This is a genomic window from Variovorax sp. Soil_C_19, assembly GCF_057657255.1.
In genome coordinates this window covers 711538-734083 of sequence record NZ_JBDGIV010000001.1, presented here as the reverse complement: position 1 = coordinate 734083, position 22546 = coordinate 711538, and the positions used below count along the sequence as shown (strand labels likewise).

The window sequence follows — 22546 nt, the reverse complement described above, 5'->3', positions numbered from 1 at the left end:
CAGCGGGCAGGCGGTCAGACCGCGTTTTCGTTTTCTTCGCCGGTACGGATGCGCACGATGCGCTCCACGTCCGTGACGAAGATCTTGCCGTCGCCGATCTTGCCGGTGCGCGCCGAGCTGACGATGGCTTCGATGCAGCGCTCCACGTCGCCTTCGTTCACGACGACCTCGACCTTCATCTTGGGCAGGAAATCGACCACATACTCCGCACCGCGGTAGAGCTCGGTGTGGCCTTTCTGGCGACCGAAACCCTTCACCTCGGTCACCGTGAGGCCGGTGACACCGACTTCGGCCAAAGCCTCGCGCACGTCCTCCAGCTTGAAGGGTTTGACGATGGCGGTGATCTGCTTCATGGTTTCTGCGCTCCGGCGGTTTCGTTGAACTGGCTGGTGATAGGGTAACGCGTCATACGCAAGGAAGAAAAAACGCTTGAACGATTATGTCATTCGGGTGCTGGGGACGCCGTCGGACCTGAGCCCGACCGAGTGGAACGCACTGCTCGCCAGCCAGGACGAGCCGTCGCCCTTCATGCGCCACGAATACCTCGCAGCCCTCCACGAGAGCGACAGCGCCTCGCCCCAAAGCGGCTGGTCGCCGCGCTTCGCGACCCTCTGGCGCGGCAAGGCGCTGATGGCGGCCTGCCCGGTCTACGTCAAGGCGCATTCCTACGGCGAATACGTGTTCGACTGGGCCTGGGCCAACGCCTACGAGCAGCATGGGCTGGCCTACTATCCCAAGGCGGTGGTGGCGGTACCGTTTACGCCGGTGCCCGGCGCCCGCCTCCTCGCGCGCGATGCGCCGAGCCGTGCCTTGCTGGTGCAGGCGCTCGTCGCATGGTGCAAGCAGGAAGGGCTCTCGTCGCTGCACCTGCTGTTCGGTGCCGACGCCGACATTGCCGCGTGTGCCGAGGCGGGCCTGATGCTGCGCAACACAGTGCAGTTCCACTGGACCAACGCGGCCTATGCGGGCTTCGATGCTTTTCTCGCGAGCCTGTCGCATGACAAGCGCAAGAAGATCCGCCAGGAGCGGCGCAAGGTCGCAGACGCGGGCGTGACCTTCCGCTGGTCACGCGGCGCCGACATCGCGCCGGCCGATTGGGATTTCTTCTACCGCTGCTACGCGCGCACCTACCGCGAGCACGGCAATCCGCCCTACCTGACGCGCGACTTCTTCCAGCGCATGGCCGACACCATGCCCGGCGCCTGGCTGCTGTTCGTGGCCGAACGCGAGGGACGGCCGATCGCGTCGAGCCTGATCGCGCTGGCCACACAGTCGGATGGCGCGGCCACGGTGGCCTACGGCCGTTACTGGGGTGCGCTCGAACGCGTCGACTGTCTGCACTTCGAGGCGTGCTACTACCAGCCGCTGCAGTGGTGCATCGAACACGGCGTGCGCCGTTTCGAGGGCGGTGCCCAGGGCGAGCACAAGATGGCCCGCGCCCTCATGCCCGTGAAGACCACCAGCGCGCACTGGCTCGCCCATCCGTCGTTTGCCGATGCGGTCGAGCGCTTTCTCGAGCGCGAAGGCGAAGGCATCGACAACTACATGGACCACCTGGGCGAGCGCAGTCCGTTCAAGGCCGCCTGAAACGGCGCGGCCTCGCAGGAGCGCCTGCGGCTACTTCTTGTAGCTGGCGATGCCGTCGACGATTTCCTTGCGGGCGGCGTCGATGCCTTCCCATCCGATCACCTTGACCCACTTGCCCACTTCGAGGTCCTTGTAGTGCTCGAAGAAGTGGCTGATGGCCTTCAGGCGCATCGGGTTCACGTCGTCGACCGACTTCCAGTGGCTGTAGATCGGCAGCACCTTGTCGGTCGGCACGGCAAGCACCTTGCCGTCGACGCCGGCCTCGTCCTCCATGAGGAGGATGCCGAGCGGGCGGCACGGCACGACCACGCCGGGCAGTAGCGGGTATGGCGCGATCACCAGCACGTCGACCGGGTCGCCGTCGCCCGACAGCGTCTGCGGCACATAGCCGTAGTTGGCCGGGTAGTACATGGCGGTCGTCATGAAACGGTCGACGAAGATCGCGCCCGACTCCTTGTCGACCTCGTACTTGATCGGGTCGGCGTTCATGGGGATCTCGATCACGACGTTGAAGTCATCGGGAACATTCTTGCCGGGGGAAACTTTGTCGAAGGCCATGTCGTTGTCGAGTAGTTGGAAAGTATCTGAGGGATGGGGACAAACCCGAAGTTTACTTTCCGCGTCACGGACCGGTCGCACACGTTTGCGCTTTTGCCTGTAAATTGCCGTCGTTGGCCAATCGGCTCCGCACCCAGGTGCAGCGAGCTTCGAGGAAGCAACGCGGCGGAAAACTCAGTCCCGTACGCGTTGCACGCACGCCCGGGCCTGCGCTTTCCGTCTCCACAAGTCACAACGAACGAATGGAGAAGCTAAGCATGATCGGCAACGCCCCCCTCATCCTCGCCATCGTCTGCGGCCTCGTGGCCGTGGGCTACGGTTTCTGGGCCCGAAGTTGGATCCTCGCCAAGGACCCGGGCAATGCCCGAATGCAGGAGATCGCGGCCGCCATCCAGGCCGGCGCCTCGGCCTACCTCGCCAAGCAGTACACCGCCATCTCGGTGGTCGGCGTGGTGCTGGCCATCCTCATCGGCCTGTTCCTCGACGTGACCACGGCCGTTGGCTTCGTGGTCGGCGCCGTGCTCTCGGGCGCCTGCGGCTTCATCGGCATGAACGTCTCGGTGCGCGCCAACGTGCGCACCGCGCAGGCGGCCACCCAGGGCATCGGCCCGGCGCTCGACGTCGCGTTCCGCGGCGGCGCGATCACCGGCATGCTGGTGGTCGGGCTGGGGCTCTTGGGCGTCTCGGTCTTCTACTGGTTCCTGGCCGGCAACGGCAACCTCACGCCCGACCGCAACCTCTCGGTCCTGTTGAACCCGCTGATCGGCTTCGCCTTCGGCTCCTCGCTGATCTCGATCTTCGCGCGGCTCGGCGGCGGCATCTTCACCAAGGGCGCCGACGTCGGCGCCGATCTGGTGGGCAAGGTCGAGGCGGGCATCCCCGAGGACGATCCGCGCAACCCGGCCGTGATCGCCGACAACGTGGGCGACAACGTGGGCGACTGCGCCGGCATGGCGGCCGACCTGTTCGAGACCTATGCGGTCACGCTCATCGCCACCATGGTGCTGGGTTCGCTGATGATCGTCGCTGCGCCGGTCAACGCGGTGCTCTATCCGCTGGCGCTGGGCGGCGTGTCGATCATCGCCTCGATCATTGGCTGCTTCTTCGTCAAGGCCTCGCCGGGCATGACGAACGTGATGCCGGCGCTCTACAAGGGCCTGGCGGTCGCGGGCATCCTGTCGCTGATCGCGTTCTGGTTCGTCACGGCCTGGCTGATTCCCGACAATGCCGTGGCTCCGACCGGCAGCCAACTCAAGCTGTTCGGCGCCTGCTTCGTGGGCCTGGCGCTCACGGCCGCGCTGGTATGGATCACCGAGTACTACACCGGCACCCAGTACAAGCCGGTGCGGCACATCGCGCAGGCCTCCACCACCGGGCACGGCACCAACATCATCGCGGGCCTCGGTGTCTCGATGCGCTCGACCGCGTGGCCGGTGATCTGCGTCTGCGTGGCCATCATGGCCTCGTACTGGCTCGCCGGCCTGTACGGCATCGCAGTGGCCGCGACCGCCATGCTGAGCATGGCCGGCATCGTGGTCGCGCTCGACGCCTACGGCCCGATCACCGACAACGCCGGCGGGATCGCCGAGATGAGCGACCTGCCCGACAGCGTGCGCGCCGTGACCGATCCCCTTGATGCCGTCGGCAACACCACCAAGGCGGTGACCAAGGGCTATGCGATCGGCTCGGCGGGCCTCGCCTCGCTGGTGCTCTTTGCCGACTACACGCACAAGCTCGAGAGCTTCGGGCTCAACATCAGCTTCAACCTGAGCGACCCGATGGTGATCGTCGGCCTCTTCATCGGTGGCCTGATCCCGTACCTGTTCGGCGCCATGGCGATGGAAGCGGTCGGCCGTGCAGCCGGCGCAGTGGTCGAAGAGGTGCGGCGCCAGTTCCGCGACATCCCCGGCATCATGGAAGGCACCGGCAAGCCCGAATACGGCAAGGCCGTGAGCATGCTGACCGGCGCGGCGATCAAGGAGATGATGATCCCCTCGCTGCTGCCGGTGGTGGTGCCGATCCTGGTCGGCCTGCTGCTCGGACCGAAGGCGCTGGGCGGCCTGCTGATGGGCACCATCGTCACCGGCCTCTTCGTCGCGATCTCGATGTGCACGGGCGGCGGCGCATGGGACAACGCCAAGAAGTACATCGAGGACGGCCACCACGGCGGCAAGGGCTCCGAGGCGCACAAGGCGGCCGTTACGGGCGACACCGTGGGCGACCCCTACAAGGACACGGCCGGCCCCGCGGTGAACCCGCTGATCAAGATCATCAACATCGTCGCGCTGCTGATCGTGCCGCTGGTGGTCAAGTTCCACAGCTGATGCCTACGCCAGAACGGCTCGAGTCCTTCATCGCCGCTGTGCAGGGCGGCGCCCATGCACAGGCGATAGAGGACTACTACACCGAAGACGCGACGATGCGCGAGAACCAGGCCGAGCCCCGGCGCGGCCGCAGCGCGCTCGTCGCCCATGAGCAGGCGGTGCTCGACCGCACCGCGTCGGTGGCCTCGACCTGCGTGCGGCCCGTGTTCGTGAATGGCGGCCACGTGGTGATCCGCTGGGTGTTCGAGTTCCACTTCAAGAATGGCAAGACCATGCGCATGGAAGAGCTCGCCTGGCAGCGCTGGGATGGCGAGCGCATCGCCGAGGAGCAGTTCTTCTACGACCCGGCGCAGCGCCAGCCGATCTGAGCCTGCCGCCGCGCCGCGCCGTTCAGCGCGCGCTCTCCGCCGCCACCGCCCGCACCAGGCGCGTGGCCGGCTGCACCAGTCGCTCGAGGTCGCCCACGCGGTCCTCTTCGATCGCCTGGAGCACCAGTTCATTGATGCCGCCGACGACCGTCATGGCCATCTCGCCCGTCAGGTGCGCGGCCGGCCCGCCTTTGGCGCCACCGCTGCCGTTGATCGCGTCCTGGATGAAGCGCGCGATCTCGGCATTGACGCGGCGCCTGGCTGCCAGGCCGGGCATGCCGAGGCCCAGGATCTCGACGAACAGCGTGCGCAGCAGCAGTGGGTCCTGCGCGAGGTATTGGAAATACGCCGTGATCGCGCGCTCCACCTGCGCGTGCCAGGGCTGCGCCGGATCGAAGGCTTCGCTGACCGCCCGCAGAGCGAGCTTGCTCGCCGCCTCGTAGAGCGCCACCAGGCATTCGGCCTTGGTCGTGAAGTGCTCGTAGAAGGTGCGCCGGGAAACTGCCGCCTCCCGGACGATGTCGGCGATGGTCGTGTCCGCATAGCCCTTGGCCGCCACTGCGCGCGCCATGCCTTCGAGCAAGCGGCCATAGTGCCCCGACTCACTGTCTGGGACCGCCGGAGACGCTTCTTCAAATGCGATGCTGCTCATGGATTGCACATTTTCCTACGCATTGGTACTTGACCGTACCAGTTATCGCCGGCACCATCAGACTATTGGTACGCACATGTACCAACTTATTTTCCAAGGATGGTTTCATGACCGCACTCGTCGTTCGCCGCCTCCTGATCGACCTGCAGACGCCGTTCGGCCGCAACTGGTGCGGCGGCGATGCATTCTCCACCGCCTTCTTCAATGCGCTGTCGATGAGCTTCCCCTTCGGCGAGCAGTTCTTCATCGATGCGGTACGGGACGCTGTCGCAGCACTGCCACCCGATCTGCAGGACAAGCACCGCGAAGAAGTGCGCGGCTTCATCGGGCAGGAGGCCACGCACCGGCGCATCCACGCGCTTTTCAACGGGCACCTGCAGAACCAGGGCCTGGTGGACCGCTGGACCGAGCGTGCCAACCGGCGGCTGGCGCTGATGGAAGGTGCCGATCCCCGCCACGCACTGGCCGTGACCGCCGCGACCGAGCATTTCACGGCCATGTTCGCCGAATGGCTGCTGGTCCATCCCGAGGTGCTGGACGGCGCCGAGCCCCGCCTGCGCACCATGTGGCTGTGGCACAGCGCCGAAGAGCTCGAGCACAAGACGGTCGCCTTCGACATCTACCAGGCCGCGGCCGGCTCCGATGCCTGGCGCACGCGCTGGTTCCGCCGCGTGACGGTGATGTTTCTCGGCGACCTGCTGCGCCAGACGGTCGACAACCTGCGCCATGAGGGGCAACTCTGGAAATGGGCGACCTGGAAGAGCGCGGCGCGCGTGCTGCTCGGCCGGGGCGGGCTGCTGCGCAGCAACTGGCGCGCCTGGCGCAGCTACTTCCGACCTGATTTCCACCCGGCGCAGCAGGACAGCAGCCTCGCGGCGCGCTGGCTCGAGGACAACCGCGCGCAGTACACGCCAGTCGGCGCTGCCGCCGGCGCGGCGGCTGTAGTTCAGTAGAAGATGGCGCCGCGCGTGGGGGTGTCCGCGCTCTGCTCGGGGCGCAGGCCCAGGTCGTGCAACGTGTCGAAGTCCGAAGGGGCATCCGGCACCCGCATCACAGCTTCGAGTTCGTGCAGCGACGCCACCCAGCCCCCCGCGGCCGATTCGGCCGGCTCGTCGTTCGCGAAGGTTCCGTCGCGAATGTAGAGCGTTTCGCCCTCAGGACGCTCGGCATGCAATTCGATCAAACGCGAAATCGAGAAGTTGTAGGTCACGAGCTTTTCGCGCGTCTGGCGGTCCTTGCCACCGCAATTGAACGCGCCTTCGGACGAAATGACGATGCAGGAGCCCTCGACCCCCTGGTCGATCTCGCGCCCGCTGCGCCACACCGCGTTGGGCAGCCGCACCCGCACCTTGTCGATCACCAGGTCACGCTGCCTGTTGAGGCTGCCCAGCGGCGGAACGAGCGAACGCAATTGCCGCAGGCGCTCGGCGAAGATGTCGTCCATGGCGAATTCGACATGGTGCGTTGCGCTGCCCGACGAACGTCGGACGACCTGCATGACCACATGGCGCGATTTATTCATTGCAGGTCCTTTGCGCGTCGGATGGCGCAATGCGCCCTCGACTCGATTCCAGAATCATGACCGTCGTTGAGTTAGAACTTTTGATGGATGCAATGAAATGCATCAATTGTGTCTAACTGTATATCCAACACGTTCGATTTGGAAGAAGAACCGCAATGCTCGCGCGGGGCATGTCGCGGCAGTGCCGCCCGCGGCTGCTAGGAGGCAGTCAACCCAAGGATTCGTCGAGCGCCTTGCATGACGGCGCGCAGACGGTCTGCGACTTGCCGAGCACCTGGCGCGTGCGCAACTGCGAGCGCACGCGATGCTTGCCGCACATGAAGCAGGACATCGTGGCGCCGCTGAACGACGCCGAAGCGCGAAACGGCGATCCAGGTGTCTTGGACTTGTAACGCAGGCCGTCTTCGACGACGGCGGTCTTGACCTCAGCTTTGGCCATTGGCTTCGTCTTTCCTGGGTTCGATGGCGAGACGCTTGGCGCGCTCGATGGCCTTGCTGGCGATGACTTCGGCGGCGAGCGCCGCGTCGAGGCCCGAGCGGCAGAGGCCGGCATGCTGGTAGTTGAGGTTCTCGTACACCTCGGCGGCGGCCGGATAAGCGTCGAGCAGGCGGCCGAGTTCGGCGCCGGGCTCGATGTCGCTGAATTCCTGCACCAGGTGCTCGACGACCGAGCGGTACTGCTCGGCGCCAACGGGAACGGCGCTGTGCTCGAGTCGCTCCAGCAGTTGAGCCAGCACGTGGGTCACTGCCAGATCGGTCTTGGGAGACGGATTTTGGGTCGTGTTCATGGTTTGCATCTGGGGGCAGCATACGCCTATGCAAGTGCCTGCCCCGCCGGTGGGGCTGCTGGCTACAGCAGCATTTCGGGCACCAGGGGCGCGATGAGCATGTTGTAGAACCGCTGCAAAAAGCCCGATTCCGGCTCAGCGGTCAGGACGATTTCCTTCTCGCCGTCGGTCGTGAGCCATTGCAGCGTACCGGTGTCCTTGGCAAGACGCAGACGGTAGGCGCTCTGCAGCTTGCTGATGTTGATGACCCGGAGCATCTCGCCTGCAAGCTGCGGGCTGTCGACCACCACCCCCATCTCGGTGTTCTGGCTCGCCGAGCGCGGATCGAGGTTCATCGAGCCGACGAAGATGCGCGTCCCGTCGATCGCGGCGGTCTTCGAATGCAGCCGCCCGAGCGACTTGCCGAACATGCCGGAGCGATCGCCCGCCAGCCTGCGCTGCGGGCTCAGCTCGTACAGGTCGGCGCCGCTTCGGAGCAGCCGCTCACGGTAGCGCACGTAACCCGTGTGAACCAGGGGCTCGTCGTTGGCGGCCAGCGAATTGGTGAGGAGCGTGAGCTTGACCTTGCGCCGCGCAAGGTCCTCGAAGGCCGCCATGCCGCCTTCGCCGGGCACCAGGTAAGGCGAGGTAAGGTCGACCTGGACCTTGGCATCCATCAGCAGCGTCCACACCTGCATCGTCACGCTGGTGGCAATGGCTTCCTTGGCCGTCATGGTCGTCGGCTTGGTCGGCGGATCGGCGATCGCGCGTGCCTCGCCCCACAACAGCCCCATGCGCCCGACGTCCAGCTCTGTGGAGATCGGTCCATAGCCCAGCACGTCGGCCGACGGCAACACGATCCGAGGCGGCGGCGCCGCCATGCCGATCGCGGCGTCGAAGTCGGCGCCGGTCGGCGTGCGGCCGCCCTCCCCGCGCACGATCTCCGCCACGGGCCAGACCTGCTGGCTGTTCCAGTAGGCGTCGAAGATCGATTCGAGTTGCGCAACCACCTTGCCGACCGCGAGCGCGTCCATGTCGATGAAGTTCTGTGCCTCGCTGAGCATGAAATAGGCGTCGGCGATGTTGCGCCCGCCCACCACCGCCATTGCACCGTCGGCGATGAACAGCTTGTTGTGCATGCGATGGTTGAGCCGCACGATCTCGTGCGGCGACGCCGCGAAGCGCGACAGCAGCCCGCCGCGGCCGCAGCAGAACGGATTGAAAAGCCGCACCTCCACGTTGGGCGCGTCCGACAGCGCCAGCAGTAATTGCTGGCTCTTGGCGGTGTAGAGATCGTCGACCAGCAGGCGCACCTTGACCCCGCGCGCGCCGGCCTCGCGCAGGGCGCGCATCAGCAGGCGTCCCGTGGCGTCGTTCTCCAGCTGGTAGTACTGCACCACCAGCGAGCGCTGGGCGCGCTGCGCCAGCTGCACACGCGCATCGAGCGAATACACGCCGAGCGGCATCAGCCGGAAGCCCGAGTGCCCGCCCGGCGGCGTCGAGGCCGCGGCGATCCTTGCCAGCACGGTGCCCGGGTCGGGCGCAGTCGCATGTTCCGCCGGCCGCTCGCGAACCGGCGGAAGCGAGCCGCAGGCGGCCAGCAGCGCGGGCAGCAGCCCCGCGAGCGCCGCGCGCCAAAGTCGATTCCAGCCTGTCGTCATGAAGATCCCGCTCGTTCTGTTTTGTATGTGCGTCGTTGTACAGGTACGCACGCGAGGCCGCGCCGGTTTCATGCTGTCGCGCGAGATGACGCCCGCGCCCGGCGGCGCCGCGCCGCTTCGCGCAAAATCCCGCCCCATGCAACTCAACTTCATCGCCAACGCCAACGTTCCGTCCGCTTCGGGCCGCACCCTGCCGGTGCTCGATCCTTCCGACGGCCAGCCTTTCGACGAAATCCAGCGCAGCAATGCAGACGACATCGACACCGCGGTCCGCGCTGCCCGCGCCTGCTTCGAAGGCGTCTGGCACAAGGTAAGCGCCGCCGACCGCGGCCGACTGCTCCACAAGCTCTCGCAGAAGATCGCCGAGCATGTCGACGAGCTTGCCTATATCGAGCAGCGCGACTGCGGCAAGCCCGTGAAGCAGGCGCGCGCCGACGCGGTGGCGCTGGTGCGCTATTTCGAGTTCTATGCGGGCGCCTGCGACAAACTGCACGGCGAAACCATTCCCTACCAAGAGGGCTACAGCGTGTTCACCTGGCGCGAGCCGCACGGCGTGACCGGTCACGTAATTCCCTGGAACTACCCGATGCAGATCTTCGGGCGCAGCGTGGGCGGCGCGCTGGCGGCGGGCAACGTCTGCGTGGTCAAGCCCGCCGAAGACGCTTGCTTGTCGCTGATCCGCGTGGCCCAACTCGCGGCCGAGGTCGGGTTTCCGGCGGGCGCGATCAACATCGTCACCGGCTACGGCCACGAAGTGGGCGATGCGCTCGCGCGACACGCCGGCATCGACCACATCAGCTTCACCGGCAGCCCGAAGATCGGCACGCTGATCCAGCAGGTGGCGGCCGAGCGGCACTGCCCCGTCACGCTCGAACTCGGCGGCAAGAGCCCGCAGATCGTCTTTGCCGATGCCGACCTCGACGCGGCCATTCCGGTGCTCATCAATGCCATCGTGCAGAACGCAGGCCAGACCTGCTCGGCCGGTTCGCGCGTGCTGATCGAGCGCGGCATCTACGAGCCGCTGCTCGAGCGCCTCGGCCATGCCTTCGAGGCGCTGCGCGTCGGCCCCGCCGCCATGGACCTCGACGTCGGCCCGCTGATCCGCCAGACCCAGCAGCAGCGCGTGTGGGACTTCCTGAGCGACGCCCAGGTGGCCGGCATTCCGATGGTGGCGCAGGGCGTCGTGGTCGACGAGGCGCCTGAAACCGGCTTCTACCAGGCCCCCACCCTGCTGCGCGACGTGCCGGTGAACCACCGGCTGGCGCAGGAAGAGGTGTTCGGCCCGGTGCTCGCCGCGATGCAGTTCGCCGACGAGGACGAAGCGGTCGCACTGGCCAATGCCACCCAGTTCGGGCTGGTGGCGGGCGTGTGGACCGCCGACGGCGCGCGCCAGTTCCGCATGGCCAAGCGCGTGCGCAGCGGCCAGGTGTTCATCAACAACTACGGCGCAGGCGGCGGCGTCGAGCTGCCCTTCGGCGGCGTGAAGTCGTCGGGCTACGGCCGCGAAAAAGGCTTCGAGGCGCTCTACGGCTTCACTACGCTCAAGACGGTGGCCATCAAGCACGGCTGAAGCCAGCCGCTGCCGGACACTCAGCCCAGCGCCGTGTCCAGCAGCATCATCAGCACGAAGCCGAGCATCAGCCCGCTGGTCGCGAAGCTTTCGTGCCCCTTGCGGTGCGATTCGGGAATGATCTCGTGGCTGATGACGAACAGCATCGCACCGGCCGCGAAGCCCAGGCCCCAGGGCAGCAGCGCGGCCGAATGGCCGACGGCGGCGGCGCCGAGCACCGCACCCACGGGTTCGACCAGCCCCGAAGCCATGCCGATGGCCACCGCAAAGCCGCGCCGGTAGCCGGCCGTGAGCAGCGCCACGGCGACAACCAGCCCCTCGGGCACGTCCTGGATCGCGATGCCGGTGGCCAGCGCGTCCGCCTGCACGCCGTTGCCGGCCGCGTAACCCACGCCGATAGCCAGGCCCTCGGGCAGGTTGTGCAGCGCGATCGCGAACACGAACAGCCAGGTGCGCCGCAGCCGGTGCGCGCCCTGCCCTTCGAGGCCCTTGATGAAGTGCTCGTGCGGCAGCACGCGGTCGAGCAGCATCAGCGCCGCGCCGCCGAGCAGGATCGCCGCGCCGATCACGCCGCCCGCGGCCCACGCGCCGCCGCCGAAGACCTGCGCCGCCTTCGCCGCCTCCAGCCCCGGGATGATCAGCGAGAACGCGCAGGCCGCGAGCATCACGCCCGCGCCGAAGCCGAACAGCGTGTCCTGCAGGCGGTCGGGGAGCTTCTGCGAGAACAGCACCGGCAGCGTGCCGAGCGCGGTGGCCAGTGCGGCGACCAGGCCGCCCGCGAGCGCGCTCGATGCGATGGGATCGCCCGCGACGAACTGCCAGAAGCGCACGGTCAGCGCGAGCACACCCGCGGCAACGATCGCCAGGCCGATCCGTTGGCGCAACGAGAGATCGCCAAGCGGCAACATGGGGAAAAACACGGTTCGCAAGCCCTTCTGCCTTGAAAAGAGCCCTTTGCGTCGATGCGGATTGCTGCGTAGTCAGGCAGGAGAATGATAGTAATTCTCATCAAGCTCGTCCAGCCGCTGCGCCGATACACTGCCCCGCGGCAAAGAACATCCAGGAGACAACGACGATGAAGTTCCTCTTCGCATGCGGCCTGCGCACGGCCCTCGTGGGCCTGAGCCTCGCGGCCGGCCAGCTGACCTCGGCGCAGTCGCTGCCCACCGCGCGGCCCGAGCAGGTCGGCCTTTCCACTGAGCGCCTGCAGATGGCCACCGACCGGCTCAAGGCCGATGTGGCCGCCGGAAAGATCCCGGGCGCCGTGCTGCTGGTGGCGCGCCAGGGCAAGGTGGCGTGGTTCGAGCCGGTCGGCGCGCTCGATCCGGCGGCTGGCACGCCGATGCCGCGCGACGGCATCTTCCGCATCTATTCGATGAGCAAGCCCATCACCACGGTGGCGGCAATGATGCTGGTCGAAGACGGGCGCCTGAAGCTCGACGATCCGATCTCGATGTACCTGCCCGAGTTCGCCCGCATGACCGTCGGCGTGGAAAAGCCCGGTGCCGACGGCAAACCCGTGCTCGAGACCGTGCCCGCCCGCCGGCCGATCACGGTGCAGGACCTGATGCGCCACACCTCGGGCCTGACCTACGGCTTCTTCGGTCCGGGCCTCGTCAAGCGCGCCTACAACGAGGCCGGCCTCGGCGCGGGCGATCCCGACAATGCCGAGTTCTCCCAGCGGCTCGCGAAGCTGCCGCTGGCCTACCAGCCCGGCACAACCTGGGACTACAGCTATTCGACCGACATCCTCGGCCGGCTCGTCGAGGTGGTCTCGGGCCAGTCGCTCTACCAGTTCGAGAAGGCGCGCCTGTTCGACCCGCTCGGCATGAAGGACACGAGCTACTACGTGCCCGAAGCGGCACGCCAGCCCCGCATCGCCGAGCCGCTGCCGACCGACCGCAGCTTCGGCGTAGGAGCCGAACTCAACGACCCGCGCATGGTGCGCAGGTTCGAATCGGGCGGTGGCGGGCTGGTGTCGACCGCGAGCGACTACGCGCGCTTCCTGCAGATGCTGCTGAACGGCGGCACGCTGGATGGCAAGCGCTACCTCGGCCCCCGCACGCTGGCGCTGATGACCGCCGACCACTCGAACGCGGGCGCCGGCATCGTCCCCGGCCCGCTCTACCTGCCGGGCCCGGGCTACGGTTTCGGCCTGGGCTTCGCGGTGCGCCGCAGCGACGGCGAGGCGCCCTACCCGTCGGCGGCCGGCGAATACAACTGGGGCGGCGCGGGCGGCACCTACATGTGGGTCGACCCGAAGAACGAACTCTTCGTGGTGCTGATGCTGCAGTCACCAAAACACCGCCAGCACTACCGCAGCCTGCTGCGCAACATGGTTTACGCCGCGGTACTCAAGTAGCCCTTGCCGGCCCTGCCCCTGCCCCGATCGGGTAAATTGGCTCCAGCCCCATGAACACCCGAAGCACCACCGTCATTCCGCTTTCCGAAGTCGGCCGCGCGCGACCCGCCGTCTCGGTGCCGGAGATCGCCGTGCCCGCCACGGGCAGCCTGCTCGACCAGCTGGGCCGGCCGCTGACCGACCTGCGCATCAGCGTGACCGACCGGTGCAACTTCCGCTGCAGCTACTGCATGCCGAAGGACGTGTTCGACAAGGACTACCAGTACCTGCCGCACAGCGCACTGCTGAGCTTCGAGGAAATGACCCGGCTCGCGCGCCTGTTCGCAGCGCATGGCGTGCGCAAGATCCGCCTCACCGGCGGCGAGCCGCTGCTGCGCAAGAACATCGAGGTGCTGATCGGGCAACTCGCCGAACTCCGCACGCCCGACGGCGAACCGCTCGAACTCACGCTCACCACCAATGGCTCGCTGCTGCGGCGCAAGGCCCGGGCGCTGGCGGATGCCGGCCTGAAGCGCGTGACCGTGAGCCTCGACAGCCTCGACGACGCGGTGTTCCGCCGCATGAACGACGTCGACTTCCCGGTTGCCGACGTGCTGGCCGGCATCGAGGCTGCCCAGGAGGCCGGGCTCGGGCCGCTGAAGGTGAACATGGTCGTCAAGCGCGGCACCAACGAGCAAGAGATCTTGCCGATGGCGCGCTACTTCCGCGACCATCACGGCGGCAAGGTGGTGCTGCGCTTCATCGAATACATGGACGTGGGCGCCACCAACGGCTGGCGCATGGACGAGGTGCTGCCCTCGGCCGACGTCATCGCCCGGATCGCGGCCGAGTTCCCGCTCGTGCCGCTCGACCCCAGCGTCGCCGGCGAAACGGCGCAGCGCTGGGCATATGCCGACGGCGGCGGCGAGGTCGGCGTGATCAGCAGCGTGACGCAGGCCTTCTGCCGCGACTGCAGCCGCGCGCGCCTGTCCACCGAAGGCAAGCTCTACCTGTGCCTCTTCGCGAGCGCGGGCCACGACCTGCGCCCCTTGCTGCGCGGCACGGCCAGCGACGAGGAGATCGGCTCGGCCATCGGCCACATCTGGCAGGGCCGCGCCGACCGTTATTCCGAACTGCGCGCGCTACGCGGCCCCGACAGCGGCGAACACGACGCCGGCGACCGGGCGCCGCGGCGCGTCGAAATGAGCTACATCGGCGGATGAACCCCACACCTGACAACACCAACATTCCCCCCGGCGAAATCACCGGACTGCTGCTCGCCGGCGGCCGCGGCTCGCGCATGGGCGGCATCGACAAGGGCCTGCAGAACTTCAACGGCTCGCCGCTCGCGATGCATGCGGTGCTGCGGCTGGGCATGCAGGTCGGCGAGGTCATGATCAACGCCAACCGCAACCTCGCGGCCTACGAATCCTTCGGCGTGCCGGTCTGGCCCGACAGCCTGGCCGACTACGCGGGTCCGCTCGCGGGCTTCCTGACCGGGCTCGAGCGCTGCGAGACGCCCTACCTGCTCACCGTGCCGTGCGACACGCCGCTCTTTCCGCTCGACCTGGCCAGCCGCTTGTCCGAGGCCATGGCGGCCGACGACGCCGAGATCGCGATGGTCAGCGCGCCCGAAGCTGCGCCCGAGCCCGGCGCAGCGTCAGTGCTGCGGCCACAGCCGGTGTTCTGCCTGCTGCGCACCACGCTGCTCGAGAGCCTCGTGAAGTTCACGCACGCGGGCGGGCGCAAGATCGACGCCTGGACCGCGCAGCATCGCACCGTGCTCGTGCCCTTCGACCGGCCGGGCGATGCGCCCGACGCTTTCTTCAACGCCAACACGCTGGCCGAATTGCACGCCCTCGAGAACCGATGAGCCGCATCGCCGACATTGCCTCCGCCCTCGCGGGCTACGACCCCCAGGCCCTGAGCGTCGAAGGCGTCCAGTCCTTCCTCACGCAACTGGTCGCGCCCGCCGTCGTCAAGGAAACCGAACCGGTGCCGCTGCGCGAGGCGCTCGGCCGGGTGCTGGCCGAAGACATCGTCTCGCCGGTCAGCGTGCCGCCGCACGACAACTCCGCAATGGACGGCTTTGCATTCGACGGCGCCGCGCTGCCGACCGACGCGCCGATCGACGCCTCGGTCGAATTTCGCGTGGTGGGCACTGCACTCGCGGGTGCAGCCTGGCGTGGCACGGTCGCAGCCGGCGAGGCCGTCCGCATCATGACCGGCGCGGTCATGCCCGCAGGGCTCGACACCGTGGTGCCGCAGGAGTTCTGCAAGATCGACGGCGAGCGCGTGAGCTTTCCGGCCCGGGTGCTGCGCCGCGGTGACAACCGCCGCTTCGCGGGCGAGGACCTGATGCAGGGCCAGCCCGCGCTGCGCCGCGGCGAACGGCTGTCACCCGCCGCGCTCGGCATGGTCGCAAGCCTCGGCATCGCATCGGTGCCCGCGCTGCGGCGGCTGCGGGTGGCGTACTTCTCCACCGGCGACGAGATCCTGAGCCTTGGCGAGCCGCCGCGCGAAGGCGCGGTCTACGACAGCAACCGCTACACGGTGTTCGGCCTGCTCACGCGGCTCGGTTGCGAAGTGATCGATCTCGGCCTCGTCGGCGACGACCCGGCCGCACTGGCCGACACGCTGCAGCGGGCCGCCGACCAGGCCGACGCCATCATCACCAGCGGCGGCGTCAGCGTCGGCGCGGCCGACCACACGCGCGCCGTGATGCAGCAGCTCGGCGACATGGCGTTCTGGCGCATCGCCATGCGGCCCGGCAGGCCGATGGCGGTCGGCCTCATCCCACGCCAGCAGTCTGTGGCAGGACGCGGCGCCGCCGCGCTCTTCGGCCTGCCGGGCAACCCGGTGGCGGTGATGGTCACCTTCCTTGCTTTCGTGCGGCCGGCCCTGCTGCGCATGATGGGCTGCCACGACACCGCCGCCGCGCCGCCACCCATGTTGCGCGCGCGCGCCGCGAGCGCCATCCGCAAGAAGCCCGGCCGCACCGAATACCAGCGCGGCTTCGTTCAGGCCGTCGCCGGCGCGCTGCCCGAGGTCCGCATTGCCGGCAACCAGGGCTCGGGCGTGCTGAGTTCGATGGTCGAGGCCAACGGACTCGTGGTGCTGCACCACGCCCAGGGCGACGTGGCCGCGGGGGACGAAGTCGACGTGATGATGTTCGAAGGGGTGATTTAGTCCACCCCGAAGCCGAGACAGCCTCAGGCTCTTCGGCCCAGCGCCTTGTCGACGCCCCTGTTCGCGAGCATGTCCGCGCGCTCGTTGCCGGGGTCGCCCGAATGCCCCTTGACCCAGCGCCACTCGATCACGTGGCCGCCCTCGGCCACGAGCTTGTCGAGCTTCTGCCAGAGTTCGACGTTCTTCACCGGCTGCTTGGTCGAGGTGAGCCAGCCCTTGGCCTTCCAGCCGCGGATCCATTCGGTGATGCCCATGCGCACGTACTGGCTGTCGAGGTAGAGGATGACCTTGCAGGGCCGCTTGAGCGCGGCCAGGCCCTCGATCACCGCGGTGAGTTCCATGCGGTTGTTGGTGGTGTTGAGTTCGCCGCCGAACAGCTCCTTCTCGGTGGGGCCCGACTTGAGCCACGCGCCCCAGCCGCCGGGGCCGGGGTTGCCTTTGCATGCACCATCGGTGTAGATCACAACTTCGTTCAAGACTCTTCTTTCCTTCTCTCTGTTCTTCGGTATTCGACCGGCTGACCGGTGGTGCTGTGCATCTTGCCTGCGATGGGAACCGGTGCGGTGGCGCGCGCCGCGGCGCGGCGCCAGTCGGCGCTCAGCAGGCGCATGCCGCGCACCCTCTTGACGGCCACCAGAAAGTACGCCGCGCCGAAGATGGGCCACCAGCGCTCGCCCGCGGTGTCCATCCAGTGGCAGCGCTCGAGCCATGCTTCGCTGCGCACCGCGGGCCGGTAGATGCCGAAACGGCCCGACTCCACTTCGAAGCTCAGCAGCCGCAACCAGTCGCGCATGCGCCAGTAGCCGATGGACTCGCCGCCCTCGGGCAGAAACAATTCGCCGAAACCGAGCTTGCGGTAGAGGTGCGCGCGGCGTTGGCGCATGCCCCAGAGGCTGGTCGGGTTCAGGCCGCAGATCACCACACGGCCTTCGGGCACCAGCACGCGCTCGACTTCGCGCAGCGTCGCATGCGGGTCCTGGCTCAGCTCGAGTGCATGCGGCAGCACCACGAGGTCGAGGCTGTTGGCCGCGAACGGCAGCGCGGCGAAGTCGGTGATGAGCGCTGCCTTGTGCTCTGCGTGCGGCTCGGCCAGCGCGAGCCAGCGGTGCGGCATGCGATTGGTGCTCAGGGCATCGACCTCGGCAGCGCCGAGCTGCAGCGCGTGATAGCCGAAGATGTCCGCCACGGCTTCGTCGAACTGAGCCTGTTCCCACGCCAGAAGATAGCGGCCAGGGGGGGTCGCGAACCAATCCTGCAAACCTATAATTTGACCGCTCATGACCCTTGTTCCGCTGCCCGCCTTCGCCGACAACTACATCTGGATGCTGCAGGACGGGCCCCACGCAATCGTGGTGGACCCGGGCGACGCTCAACCGGTGTTCGACGCGTTGGCGCGCGACAAGCTGCAGCTCGCCGCGATTCTAGTCACGCACCATCACGCCGATCACACCGGCGGCGTGGCCGCGCTGCACGCTGCGACCGGCGCACCGGTGTTCGGTCCCGCGCGCGAGCGCATTCCCGAACCCTTCCAGCCGCTGCACGATGGCGACAGCGCCGAAGTGCTCGGGCTGCGTTTCGCGGTCATCGACGTGCCGGGCCACACGGCCGGGCACATTGCCTACTTTCTTCCGGCCGGCGAAGGCCGCACGCCGCTGCTCTTTTGCGGCGACACGCTGTTCTCCGGCGGTTGCGGACGCCTGTTCGAGGGCACGCCTGCACAGATGCTCGCATCGCTCGACAGCCTCGCGGCGCTGCCGGGCGACACCCGCGTCTGCTGCGCCCACGAATACACACTTTCTAACCTGCGTTTCGCGCAGGCGGTGGAACCCGCCAACACCGATCTGACTCAGTACATCGCGCATTGCGAAAGCCTGCGCGCGCAAGGGCAGCCCACGCTGCCCGCGCAACTCGACACCGAACGCCGGATCAACCCATTTCTTCGCAGCCGCGAAGCCACTGTGCTCCAAGCGGTGCGCGAACATGCCGAGCTTTCCGCCAATGCGGCCGAAGCCGAGGTGTTCGCAGCGCTGCGCCAATGGAAAAACGATTTCCGATGAAATTTATCGCTGCCGTCTGCCTAGCAGGCTCCCTGTTGCTCGCGGGGTGCGCGGGCACCACCGGCTCTTCTTCCTCCACGGCCGCCAACCAGAATGCCACTGCCGGAGGTGCCGGCGCCGCCGCGTCGCGCAGCGCGGCACCGGTCTTCCCCGGCGGCCCGCTCACGCCGATCACGAGCAGCGAAGCCCATTCGCAGAGTGTCGTCACGCTGGCGCCGCCTGCGGACATGTGGGATCGCATTCGCCGCGGCTTCAAGATGCCGAACCTCGAGAGCGACATCGTGCGCGACCGCGAACAGTGGTATGCCACCCGGCCCGACTACATCCAGCGCATGGCCGAGCGCTCGAACAAGTACATCTTCCACATCGTCGAAGAGCTCGAGCGGCGCAACATGCCGACCGAGCTCGCACTGCTGCCCTACATCGAAAGCGCCTTCAACCCGCAAGCCGTCTCGAGCGCACGTGCGGCGGGCATGTGGCAGTTCATGCCGGCCACCGGCAACGACTACGACCTGAAGCAGAACCTCTTCCGCGACGACCGGCGCGACGTGGTTGCCTCGACCCGCGCGGCACTCGACTATCTGCAGAAGCTCTACGGCATGTTCGGCGACTGGCAGCTGGCGCTCGCTGCCTACAACTGGGGCGAAGGCAGCGTGAGCCGCGCCATCGCGAAGAACCAGCGCCTCGGCCTGCCGACCACCTACAGCGATCTCTCGATGCCGAACGAGACGCGCTACTACGTGCCCAAGTTGCAGGCGGTGAAGAACATCGTCGCGAATCCGCAGGCCTTCGCCACCGAACTGCCGCTGATTCCCAACCACCCGTATTTCCAGACCGTCACGCTGACGCGCGACCTCGACGTGGAACTCGCGGCCAAGCTGGCCGACGTGCGCATCGAAGACTTCCGTGCGCTCAATCCTGCCGCCCACAAGCCGGTGCTGATCGCCGCGCTCACGCCGCAGATCCTGCTGCCCTGGGACAACGCAGCGGTGTTCCAGCGCAACTTCGACGCCTACACGCAGGGCCAGTATGCGAGCTGGACCGCCTGGGTCGTGCCCGGCACGATGACGGTGGCCGACGCGGCGCAGCGTGCGGGCATGAGCGAGGCCGACCTGCGCGCGCTCAACAACATTCCGCCGCGCATGCTGATCCGGGCCGGCTCGACGCTCATCGTGCCGCGCGGCGCCCGCGTCAAGGAAGACGTGACCGCCGTGGTGGCCCAGACCGGCCAACTGAGCTTCCAGCCCGAGATCATCACCCGCCGCACCACCGTCAAGGCCGGCCGCAGGGACAGTGTCGCGAGCATCGCGCGCCGCTACAGGCTGCAGTCCGCCAGCGTGGCCGACTGGAACGACGTCAAGGTCAACCATGCGTTCAAGCGCGGCGAAAGCGTGGTGGTGTACCTGCCCGTGCGTGCCGCACGCGGCGCCCATGTCGGCTCGGGCGCCAAGCGTGCGGTGGGCGGCCGGGTCGCTAAACGCGGCAACAGCGCGGTAAAGCCCGTGGCAGCACGCGGCAACATGATCAAGTCACGGCCGGCGAGCAAGCGACCGGTCGCACCGCGCAGTGGCGCGTCGGCGAAGAAGAAGCGCTAGGAGCTCGCAGCCCGCGCGTCACGCAGGAGCTCGACGCCCAGTTCGTGCACGCCGTCCCACACGATCTCCACGCCCAGGCACAGCAGGATGAAGGCCGACAGGCGCAGGAAGATCACAGCGCCCGCCTCGCCCAAAGGCCGCAGCAGGCGCTGCGCATAGCGGAAGGCCAGGTACATCAGCACCGCGACCGCCACCAGCGCCAGCACCGCACCACCTGTGCGCGCGAGCGTGAACGACAGCCGCGGCCCGGCCAGCGACACGCCGATCGTGATCGCGGCCGCGATCGAGCCTGGGCCGCAGCTGATCGGGAACGTCAGCGGATAGAAGGCCTGCCGGCTCGCCATCTCGGGCGTGTAGGCCTCGGCCAGCGCGCTCTGGCTGGTACTGGCGGGCTGTGAGGCGGAGAGCATGCGCCAGGCATTGGCCGCCACGATCAGGCCGCCGCCCACGCGCACGATGGGCAGCGAGATGCCGAAGAACTCCAGCACGTAGACCCCGACCAGCATTGCGCCCAGCACCAGCCAGAACGCGTTGCGTGCGATGCGCCGGGCCAGCAGCGCGCGCGTCGGTGCCGAAGCCCCTTCGGTGAGGCCGAGGAAGATGGGCGCCGTCGCCGCGGGATTCAGGATCGGCAGCAGCGTTGCAAAAGCGAACAGGAATCCCTTGCCAAATGCGCCAAACAATTCGAGTGTCACGGTACGGCTCCTTTGGTCAGCGCAGACCGGGCTGATGCTCGACGATATCGCGCATGCGCTGGCGCAGCGCGCGTTCTCGCAGGCGCTCGGCCTCGTAATCTTCGCTCAGGCCGCGCCACAACGAAATCGCCATCAGCACGATCACGCCGGTGAACGGCAGCGCAAACACGATGGTCGCCGTCTGCACCGACTTCAACCCGCCGGCCAGCAGCAGGCTGGCGGCAATGCCGGCGACCAGCAGGCCCCAGGTGATCTTCACGCGGGCGCTCGGGTTCGGGTCGCCGCCACTGGTCATCATGCCCAGCACCAGCACCGCCGAATCGCCCGAGGTGACGAAGAACACCACCACCAGCACCGTCGCCAGGCCCGACATCAGCGTGCCCAGCGGCAGTTGGTCGAACATCGCGAACAGCGCGGTCGAGACGTCGGCCTTGACGGCGTCGGCGATCGGCAGGTGCTGGATGATCTCCATGTTGAGTGCTGCGCCGCCGAACACCGAGAACCACAGGAAGGCCGCTGCGGCAGGCGCGGCCACGGTACCGAGGATGAACTGGCGCACCGTGCGCCCGCGCGACACGCGGGCGATGAACAGGCCCACGAACGGCGCCCATGAAACCCACCACGCCCAGTAGAAGATGGTCCACCCCCCGACCCAGCCGCTGTCGCGGAACGGCGTCATGCGCAGGCTCATGCGCACGAATTCGCTCGCATAGGTGCCCAGCGTGGTCGTGAGCGTGTCGATGATGGCCACCGTCGGCCCGAGTATGAACACGGCCATGGCCAGCAACGCAGCCAGGACGAGATTGAAGGTCGACAGCCACTTGATGCCGCGGCCCACGCCGCTGACGGCCGAAACCAGGAACAGCACCGTGGTGACGGCGATGATTCCGAGCTGCGAGCCCTGCCCCACCGGCAACCCCAACACCGCGTTGAGGCCGCTGTTGATCTGCAGCGCGCCCATGCCGAGAGAGGCCGCCACGCCGAATGCCGTCGCGATCACGGCCAGCACGTTGACGACCGGCCCCAGGTGCTTCATCGGCGCCCAGGGCAGCGCCTCGACGGCCGTGCTGACCAGCGCCGAGCCGCCGCGGCGGAACTGGAAGAACGCGATCGCCAGCGCGACCACGCTGTACACCGCCCAGGGGTGCACGCCCCAATGGAAGAAGCTGTAGCGCATGGCCGCATGCGCGGCCTCGGGCGTGTGCGCCGCGATGCCCGGCGGCGGTGCGCCGTAGTGCGAGACAGGCTCGGCCACGCCCCAGAACACCAGGCCGATGCCCATGCCCGCGGCGAACAGCATCGCGAACCAGGCGCCGACGGAGAACTCGGGCTCTTCGTCTTCGGCACCGAGCTTCAAATCGCCGAAGCGGCTGAATGCCAATACCAGTGCGAGCACGACCAGGCCCAGCACCACCCACAGGTAGAACCAGCCGAAGTTGTGCGTGATGAGGGCCAGTGCGCCGTCGAACACGGCGCCCAGGTGGGCGGGCGCGACGATGCCCCACAGGACGATGGCCAGGATCAATCCGGCCGAGACGATGAGTTGCATGTTTTTTTCCCTTGGTGACCGGCCTCGCCGTCCAGGGACATCCTGGAGCGGCGGCGGGAAGCACGGGCTTCCGGCGCGATATGGCGGTCGAATGGAACGGCAGCGAGGAGG

At 67.7% G+C, this 22546-nt stretch carries 23 protein-coding genes; 11 read left to right on the top strand and 12 right to left on the bottom strand.

All coding sequences use genetic code 11. From position 1 onward, the window contains the following. Positions 1 to 14: 14 nt before the first annotated feature. Positions 15 to 353 carry a P-II family nitrogen regulator gene (locus AC3A6R_RS03445; RefSeq protein WP_487858910.1) on the bottom strand — a complete coding sequence of 113 codons (339 nt, stop codon included), beginning with the start codon at positions 351 to 353 and terminating at the stop codon, positions 15 to 17. 76 nt (positions 354 to 429) lie between these two features. On the opposite strand from AC3A6R_RS03445, the gene AC3A6R_RS03440 reads away from it, so the two are divergent. Further along, a complete protein-coding gene (locus AC3A6R_RS03440) occupies positions 430 to 1587 on the top strand; it encodes a GNAT family N-acetyltransferase (protein WP_487863771.1) in 1158 nt (385 codons plus the stop codon). Positions 1588 to 1617: 30 nt separating this feature from the next. Here AC3A6R_RS03440 and ppa read toward each other — a convergent pair whose 3' ends face one another. Continuing rightward, a complete protein-coding gene (ppa, locus tag AC3A6R_RS03435; RefSeq protein ID WP_487858908.1) occupies positions 1618 to 2145 on the bottom strand; it encodes an inorganic diphosphatase in 528 nt (175 codons plus the stop codon). Positions 2146 to 2402: 257 nt separating this feature from the next. Here ppa and AC3A6R_RS03430 point away from each other — a divergent pair, with 257 nt between their 5' ends. Together AC3A6R_RS03430 and AC3A6R_RS03425 are read left to right on the top strand one after the other, a co-directional pair. After that, complete coding sequence (locus AC3A6R_RS03430) at positions 2403 to 4469, top strand: sodium-translocating pyrophosphatase (protein WP_487858907.1); 2067 nt, start codon at positions 2403 to 2405, stop codon at positions 4467 to 4469. Then, positions 4469 to 4837, top strand: coding sequence for a nuclear transport factor 2 family protein (locus AC3A6R_RS03425; RefSeq protein ID WP_487863770.1), 369 nt, complete (start codon positions 4469 to 4471; stop codon positions 4835 to 4837). Before AC3A6R_RS03430 ends, AC3A6R_RS03425 begins: the two co-directional genes overlap by 1 nt. Positions 4838 to 4859: 22 nt before the next feature. On the opposite strand, the gene AC3A6R_RS03420 is transcribed toward AC3A6R_RS03425, so the two are convergent. Beyond that, the gene (locus AC3A6R_RS03420) at positions 4860 to 5489 is read right to left on the bottom strand and encodes a TetR/AcrR family transcriptional regulator (protein WP_487858905.1); all 630 of its coding nucleotides are present in this window, start codon (positions 5487 to 5489) and stop codon (positions 4860 to 4862) included. A gap of 107 nt (positions 5490 to 5596) precedes the next feature. Here AC3A6R_RS03420 and AC3A6R_RS03415 point away from each other — a divergent pair, with 107 nt between their 5' ends. Then, a complete protein-coding gene (locus AC3A6R_RS03415; RefSeq protein ID WP_487858904.1) occupies positions 5597 to 6442 on the top strand; it encodes a metal-dependent hydrolase in 846 nt (281 codons plus the stop codon). Here the strand turns inward: AC3A6R_RS03415 and AC3A6R_RS03410 are convergent. The 4 genes from AC3A6R_RS03410 to AC3A6R_RS03395 form a co-directional block, all read right to left on the bottom strand. Beyond that, the gene (locus AC3A6R_RS03410; protein WP_487858903.1) at positions 6436 to 7011 is read right to left on the bottom strand and encodes a hypothetical protein; all 576 of its coding nucleotides are present in this window, start codon (positions 7009 to 7011) and stop codon (positions 6436 to 6438) included. The two genes, AC3A6R_RS03415 and AC3A6R_RS03410, sit on opposite strands and share 7 nt — an antisense overlap. A 208-nt stretch (positions 7012 to 7219) precedes the next feature. Beyond that, complete coding sequence (locus AC3A6R_RS03405) at positions 7220 to 7450, bottom strand: hypothetical protein (protein WP_487858902.1); 231 nt, start codon at positions 7448 to 7450, stop codon at positions 7220 to 7222. After that, positions 7437 to 7808: a hypothetical protein gene (locus AC3A6R_RS03400; protein ID WP_487858901.1), complete on the bottom strand. Its 372-nt coding sequence runs from the start codon at positions 7806 to 7808 to the stop codon at positions 7437 to 7439. The genes AC3A6R_RS03405 and AC3A6R_RS03400 overlap by 14 nt, the downstream gene beginning before the upstream one ends. Positions 7809 to 7861: 53 nt before the next feature. After that, positions 7862 to 9439: a phospholipase D-like domain-containing protein gene (locus tag AC3A6R_RS03395; RefSeq protein ID WP_487863769.1), complete on the bottom strand. Its 1578-nt coding sequence runs from the start codon at positions 9437 to 9439 to the stop codon at positions 7862 to 7864. Between the two features lie 136 nt (positions 9440 to 9575). Between AC3A6R_RS03395 and AC3A6R_RS03390 the strand changes: the two genes are divergently transcribed. Then, positions 9576 to 11009, top strand: coding sequence for an aldehyde dehydrogenase family protein (locus tag AC3A6R_RS03390; RefSeq protein ID WP_487858899.1), 1434 nt, complete (start codon positions 9576 to 9578; stop codon positions 11007 to 11009). A gap of 20 nt (positions 11010 to 11029) precedes the next feature. Here the strand turns inward: AC3A6R_RS03390 and AC3A6R_RS03385 are convergent, their stop codons facing one another. Next, positions 11030 to 11917, bottom strand: a complete 888-nt coding sequence (locus tag AC3A6R_RS03385) for a ZIP family metal transporter (RefSeq protein ID WP_487858898.1) — start codon at positions 11915 to 11917, stop codon at positions 11030 to 11032. Between the two features lie 167 nt (positions 11918 to 12084). On the opposite strand from AC3A6R_RS03385, the gene AC3A6R_RS03380 reads away from it, so the two are divergent. Genes AC3A6R_RS03380 through moeA form a run of 4 tightly spaced genes read left to right on the top strand, consistent with a single transcriptional unit; the run spans position 12085 to position 16539 of the window. Continuing rightward, entirely contained in the window at positions 12085 to 13371 is a 1287-nt protein-coding gene (locus tag AC3A6R_RS03380) for a serine hydrolase domain-containing protein (RefSeq protein ID WP_487858897.1), read from the top strand. Positions 13372 to 13421: 50 nt separating this feature from the next. Continuing rightward, complete coding sequence (moaA, locus tag AC3A6R_RS03375; RefSeq protein WP_487858896.1) at positions 13422 to 14573, top strand: GTP 3',8-cyclase MoaA; 1152 nt, start codon at positions 13422 to 13424, stop codon at positions 14571 to 14573. Further along, on the top strand, positions 14570 to 15223 hold the full coding sequence (gene mobA, locus AC3A6R_RS03370) for a molybdenum cofactor guanylyltransferase MobA (RefSeq protein ID WP_487863768.1): 654 nt from the start codon (positions 14570 to 14572) through the stop codon (positions 15221 to 15223). Before moaA ends, mobA begins: the two co-directional genes overlap by 4 nt. Continuing rightward, entirely contained in the window at positions 15220 to 16539 is a 1320-nt protein-coding gene (gene moeA / locus AC3A6R_RS03365; protein ID WP_487858894.1) for a molybdopterin molybdotransferase MoeA, read from the top strand. Before mobA ends, moeA begins: the two co-directional genes overlap by 4 nt. A 23-nt stretch (positions 16540 to 16562) precedes the next feature. Here the strand turns inward: moeA and rnhA are convergent, their stop codons facing one another. Together rnhA and AC3A6R_RS03355 are read right to left on the bottom strand one after the other, a co-directional pair. Next, positions 16563 to 17015, bottom strand: coding sequence for a ribonuclease HI (rnhA, locus tag AC3A6R_RS03360; RefSeq protein WP_487858893.1), 453 nt, complete (start codon positions 17013 to 17015; stop codon positions 16563 to 16565). Further along, positions 17012 to 17818, bottom strand: a complete 807-nt coding sequence (locus tag AC3A6R_RS03355) for a class I SAM-dependent methyltransferase (RefSeq protein WP_487858892.1) — start codon at positions 17816 to 17818, stop codon at positions 17012 to 17014. The genes rnhA and AC3A6R_RS03355 overlap by 4 nt, the downstream gene beginning before the upstream one ends. Here AC3A6R_RS03355 and gloB point away from each other — a divergent pair. Both gloB and AC3A6R_RS03345 read left to right on the top strand, forming a co-directional pair. Continuing rightward, positions 17817 to 18596: a hydroxyacylglutathione hydrolase gene (gloB, locus tag AC3A6R_RS03350; protein WP_487858891.1), complete on the top strand. Its 780-nt coding sequence runs from the start codon at positions 17817 to 17819 to the stop codon at positions 18594 to 18596. The genes AC3A6R_RS03355 and gloB overlap by 2 nt on opposite strands. After that, the gene (locus AC3A6R_RS03345; RefSeq protein ID WP_487858890.1) at positions 18593 to 20191 is read left to right on the top strand and encodes a transglycosylase SLT domain-containing protein; all 1599 of its coding nucleotides are present in this window, start codon (positions 18593 to 18595) and stop codon (positions 20189 to 20191) included. Before gloB ends, AC3A6R_RS03345 begins: the two co-directional genes overlap by 4 nt. Here AC3A6R_RS03345 and AC3A6R_RS03340 read toward each other — a convergent pair. Beyond that, the gene (locus AC3A6R_RS03340) at positions 20188 to 20886 is read right to left on the bottom strand and encodes a MarC family protein (RefSeq protein WP_487858889.1); all 699 of its coding nucleotides are present in this window, start codon (positions 20884 to 20886) and stop codon (positions 20188 to 20190) included. The two genes, AC3A6R_RS03345 and AC3A6R_RS03340, sit on opposite strands and share 4 nt — an antisense overlap. Positions 20887 to 20902: 16 nt before the next feature. After that, positions 20903 to 22435, bottom strand: a complete 1533-nt coding sequence (locus AC3A6R_RS03335) for a BCCT family transporter (RefSeq protein ID WP_487858888.1) — start codon at positions 22433 to 22435, stop codon at positions 20903 to 20905. Positions 22436 to 22546 lie beyond the last annotated feature (111 nt).

Excerpts from the sequence above, each read along its gene's own strand:
- AC3A6R_RS03380 (WP_487858897.1), top strand. The coding sequence starts at position 12,085 with ATGAAGTTCCTCTTCGCATGCGGCCTGCGCACGGCCCTCGTGGGCCTG.
- AC3A6R_RS03410 (WP_487858903.1), bottom strand. The coding sequence starts at position 7,011 with ATGAATAAATCGCGCCATGTGGTCATGCAGGTCGTCCGACGTTCGTCG.
- AC3A6R_RS03400 (WP_487858901.1), bottom strand. The coding sequence starts at position 7,808 with ATGCAAACCATGAACACGACCCAAAATCCGTCTCCCAAGACCGATCTG.
- AC3A6R_RS03425 (WP_487863770.1), top strand. The coding sequence starts at position 4,469 with ATGCCTACGCCAGAACGGCTCGAGTCCTTCATCGCCGCTGTGCAGGGC.
- AC3A6R_RS03390 (WP_487858899.1), top strand. The coding sequence starts at position 9,576 with ATGCAACTCAACTTCATCGCCAACGCCAACGTTCCGTCCGCTTCGGGC.
- ppa (WP_487858908.1), bottom strand. The coding sequence starts at position 2,145 with ATGGCCTTCGACAAAGTTTCCCCCGGCAAGAATGTTCCCGATGACTTC.
- mobA (WP_487863768.1), top strand. The coding sequence starts at position 14,570 with ATGAACCCCACACCTGACAACACCAACATTCCCCCCGGCGAAATCACC.
- AC3A6R_RS03405 (WP_487858902.1), bottom strand. The coding sequence starts at position 7,450 with ATGGCCAAAGCTGAGGTCAAGACCGCCGTCGTCGAAGACGGCCTGCGT.
- AC3A6R_RS03430 (WP_487858907.1), top strand. The coding sequence starts at position 2,403 with ATGATCGGCAACGCCCCCCTCATCCTCGCCATCGTCTGCGGCCTCGTG.
- AC3A6R_RS03420 (WP_487858905.1), bottom strand. The coding sequence starts at position 5,489 with ATGAGCAGCATCGCATTTGAAGAAGCGTCTCCGGCGGTCCCAGACAGT.
- AC3A6R_RS03335 (WP_487858888.1), bottom strand. The coding sequence starts at position 22,435 with ATGCAACTCATCGTCTCGGCCGGATTGATCCTGGCCATCGTCCTGTGG.
- AC3A6R_RS03355 (WP_487858892.1), bottom strand. The coding sequence starts at position 17,818 with ATGAGCGGTCAAATTATAGGTTTGCAGGATTGGTTCGCGACCCCCCCT.
- gloB (WP_487858891.1), top strand. The coding sequence starts at position 17,817 with ATGACCCTTGTTCCGCTGCCCGCCTTCGCCGACAACTACATCTGGATG.
- moaA (WP_487858896.1), top strand. The coding sequence starts at position 13,422 with ATGAACACCCGAAGCACCACCGTCATTCCGCTTTCCGAAGTCGGCCGC.
- AC3A6R_RS03445 (WP_487858910.1), bottom strand. The coding sequence starts at position 353 with ATGAAGCAGATCACCGCCATCGTCAAACCCTTCAAGCTGGAGGACGTG.
- moeA (WP_487858894.1), top strand. The coding sequence starts at position 15,220 with ATGAGCCGCATCGCCGACATTGCCTCCGCCCTCGCGGGCTACGACCCC.
- AC3A6R_RS03395 (WP_487863769.1), bottom strand. The coding sequence starts at position 9,439 with ATGACGACAGGCTGGAATCGACTTTGGCGCGCGGCGCTCGCGGGGCTG.
- AC3A6R_RS03345 (WP_487858890.1), top strand. The coding sequence starts at position 18,593 with ATGAAATTTATCGCTGCCGTCTGCCTAGCAGGCTCCCTGTTGCTCGCG.
- AC3A6R_RS03385 (WP_487858898.1), bottom strand. The coding sequence starts at position 11,917 with ATGTTGCCGCTTGGCGATCTCTCGTTGCGCCAACGGATCGGCCTGGCG.
- AC3A6R_RS03415 (WP_487858904.1), top strand. The coding sequence starts at position 5,597 with ATGACCGCACTCGTCGTTCGCCGCCTCCTGATCGACCTGCAGACGCCG.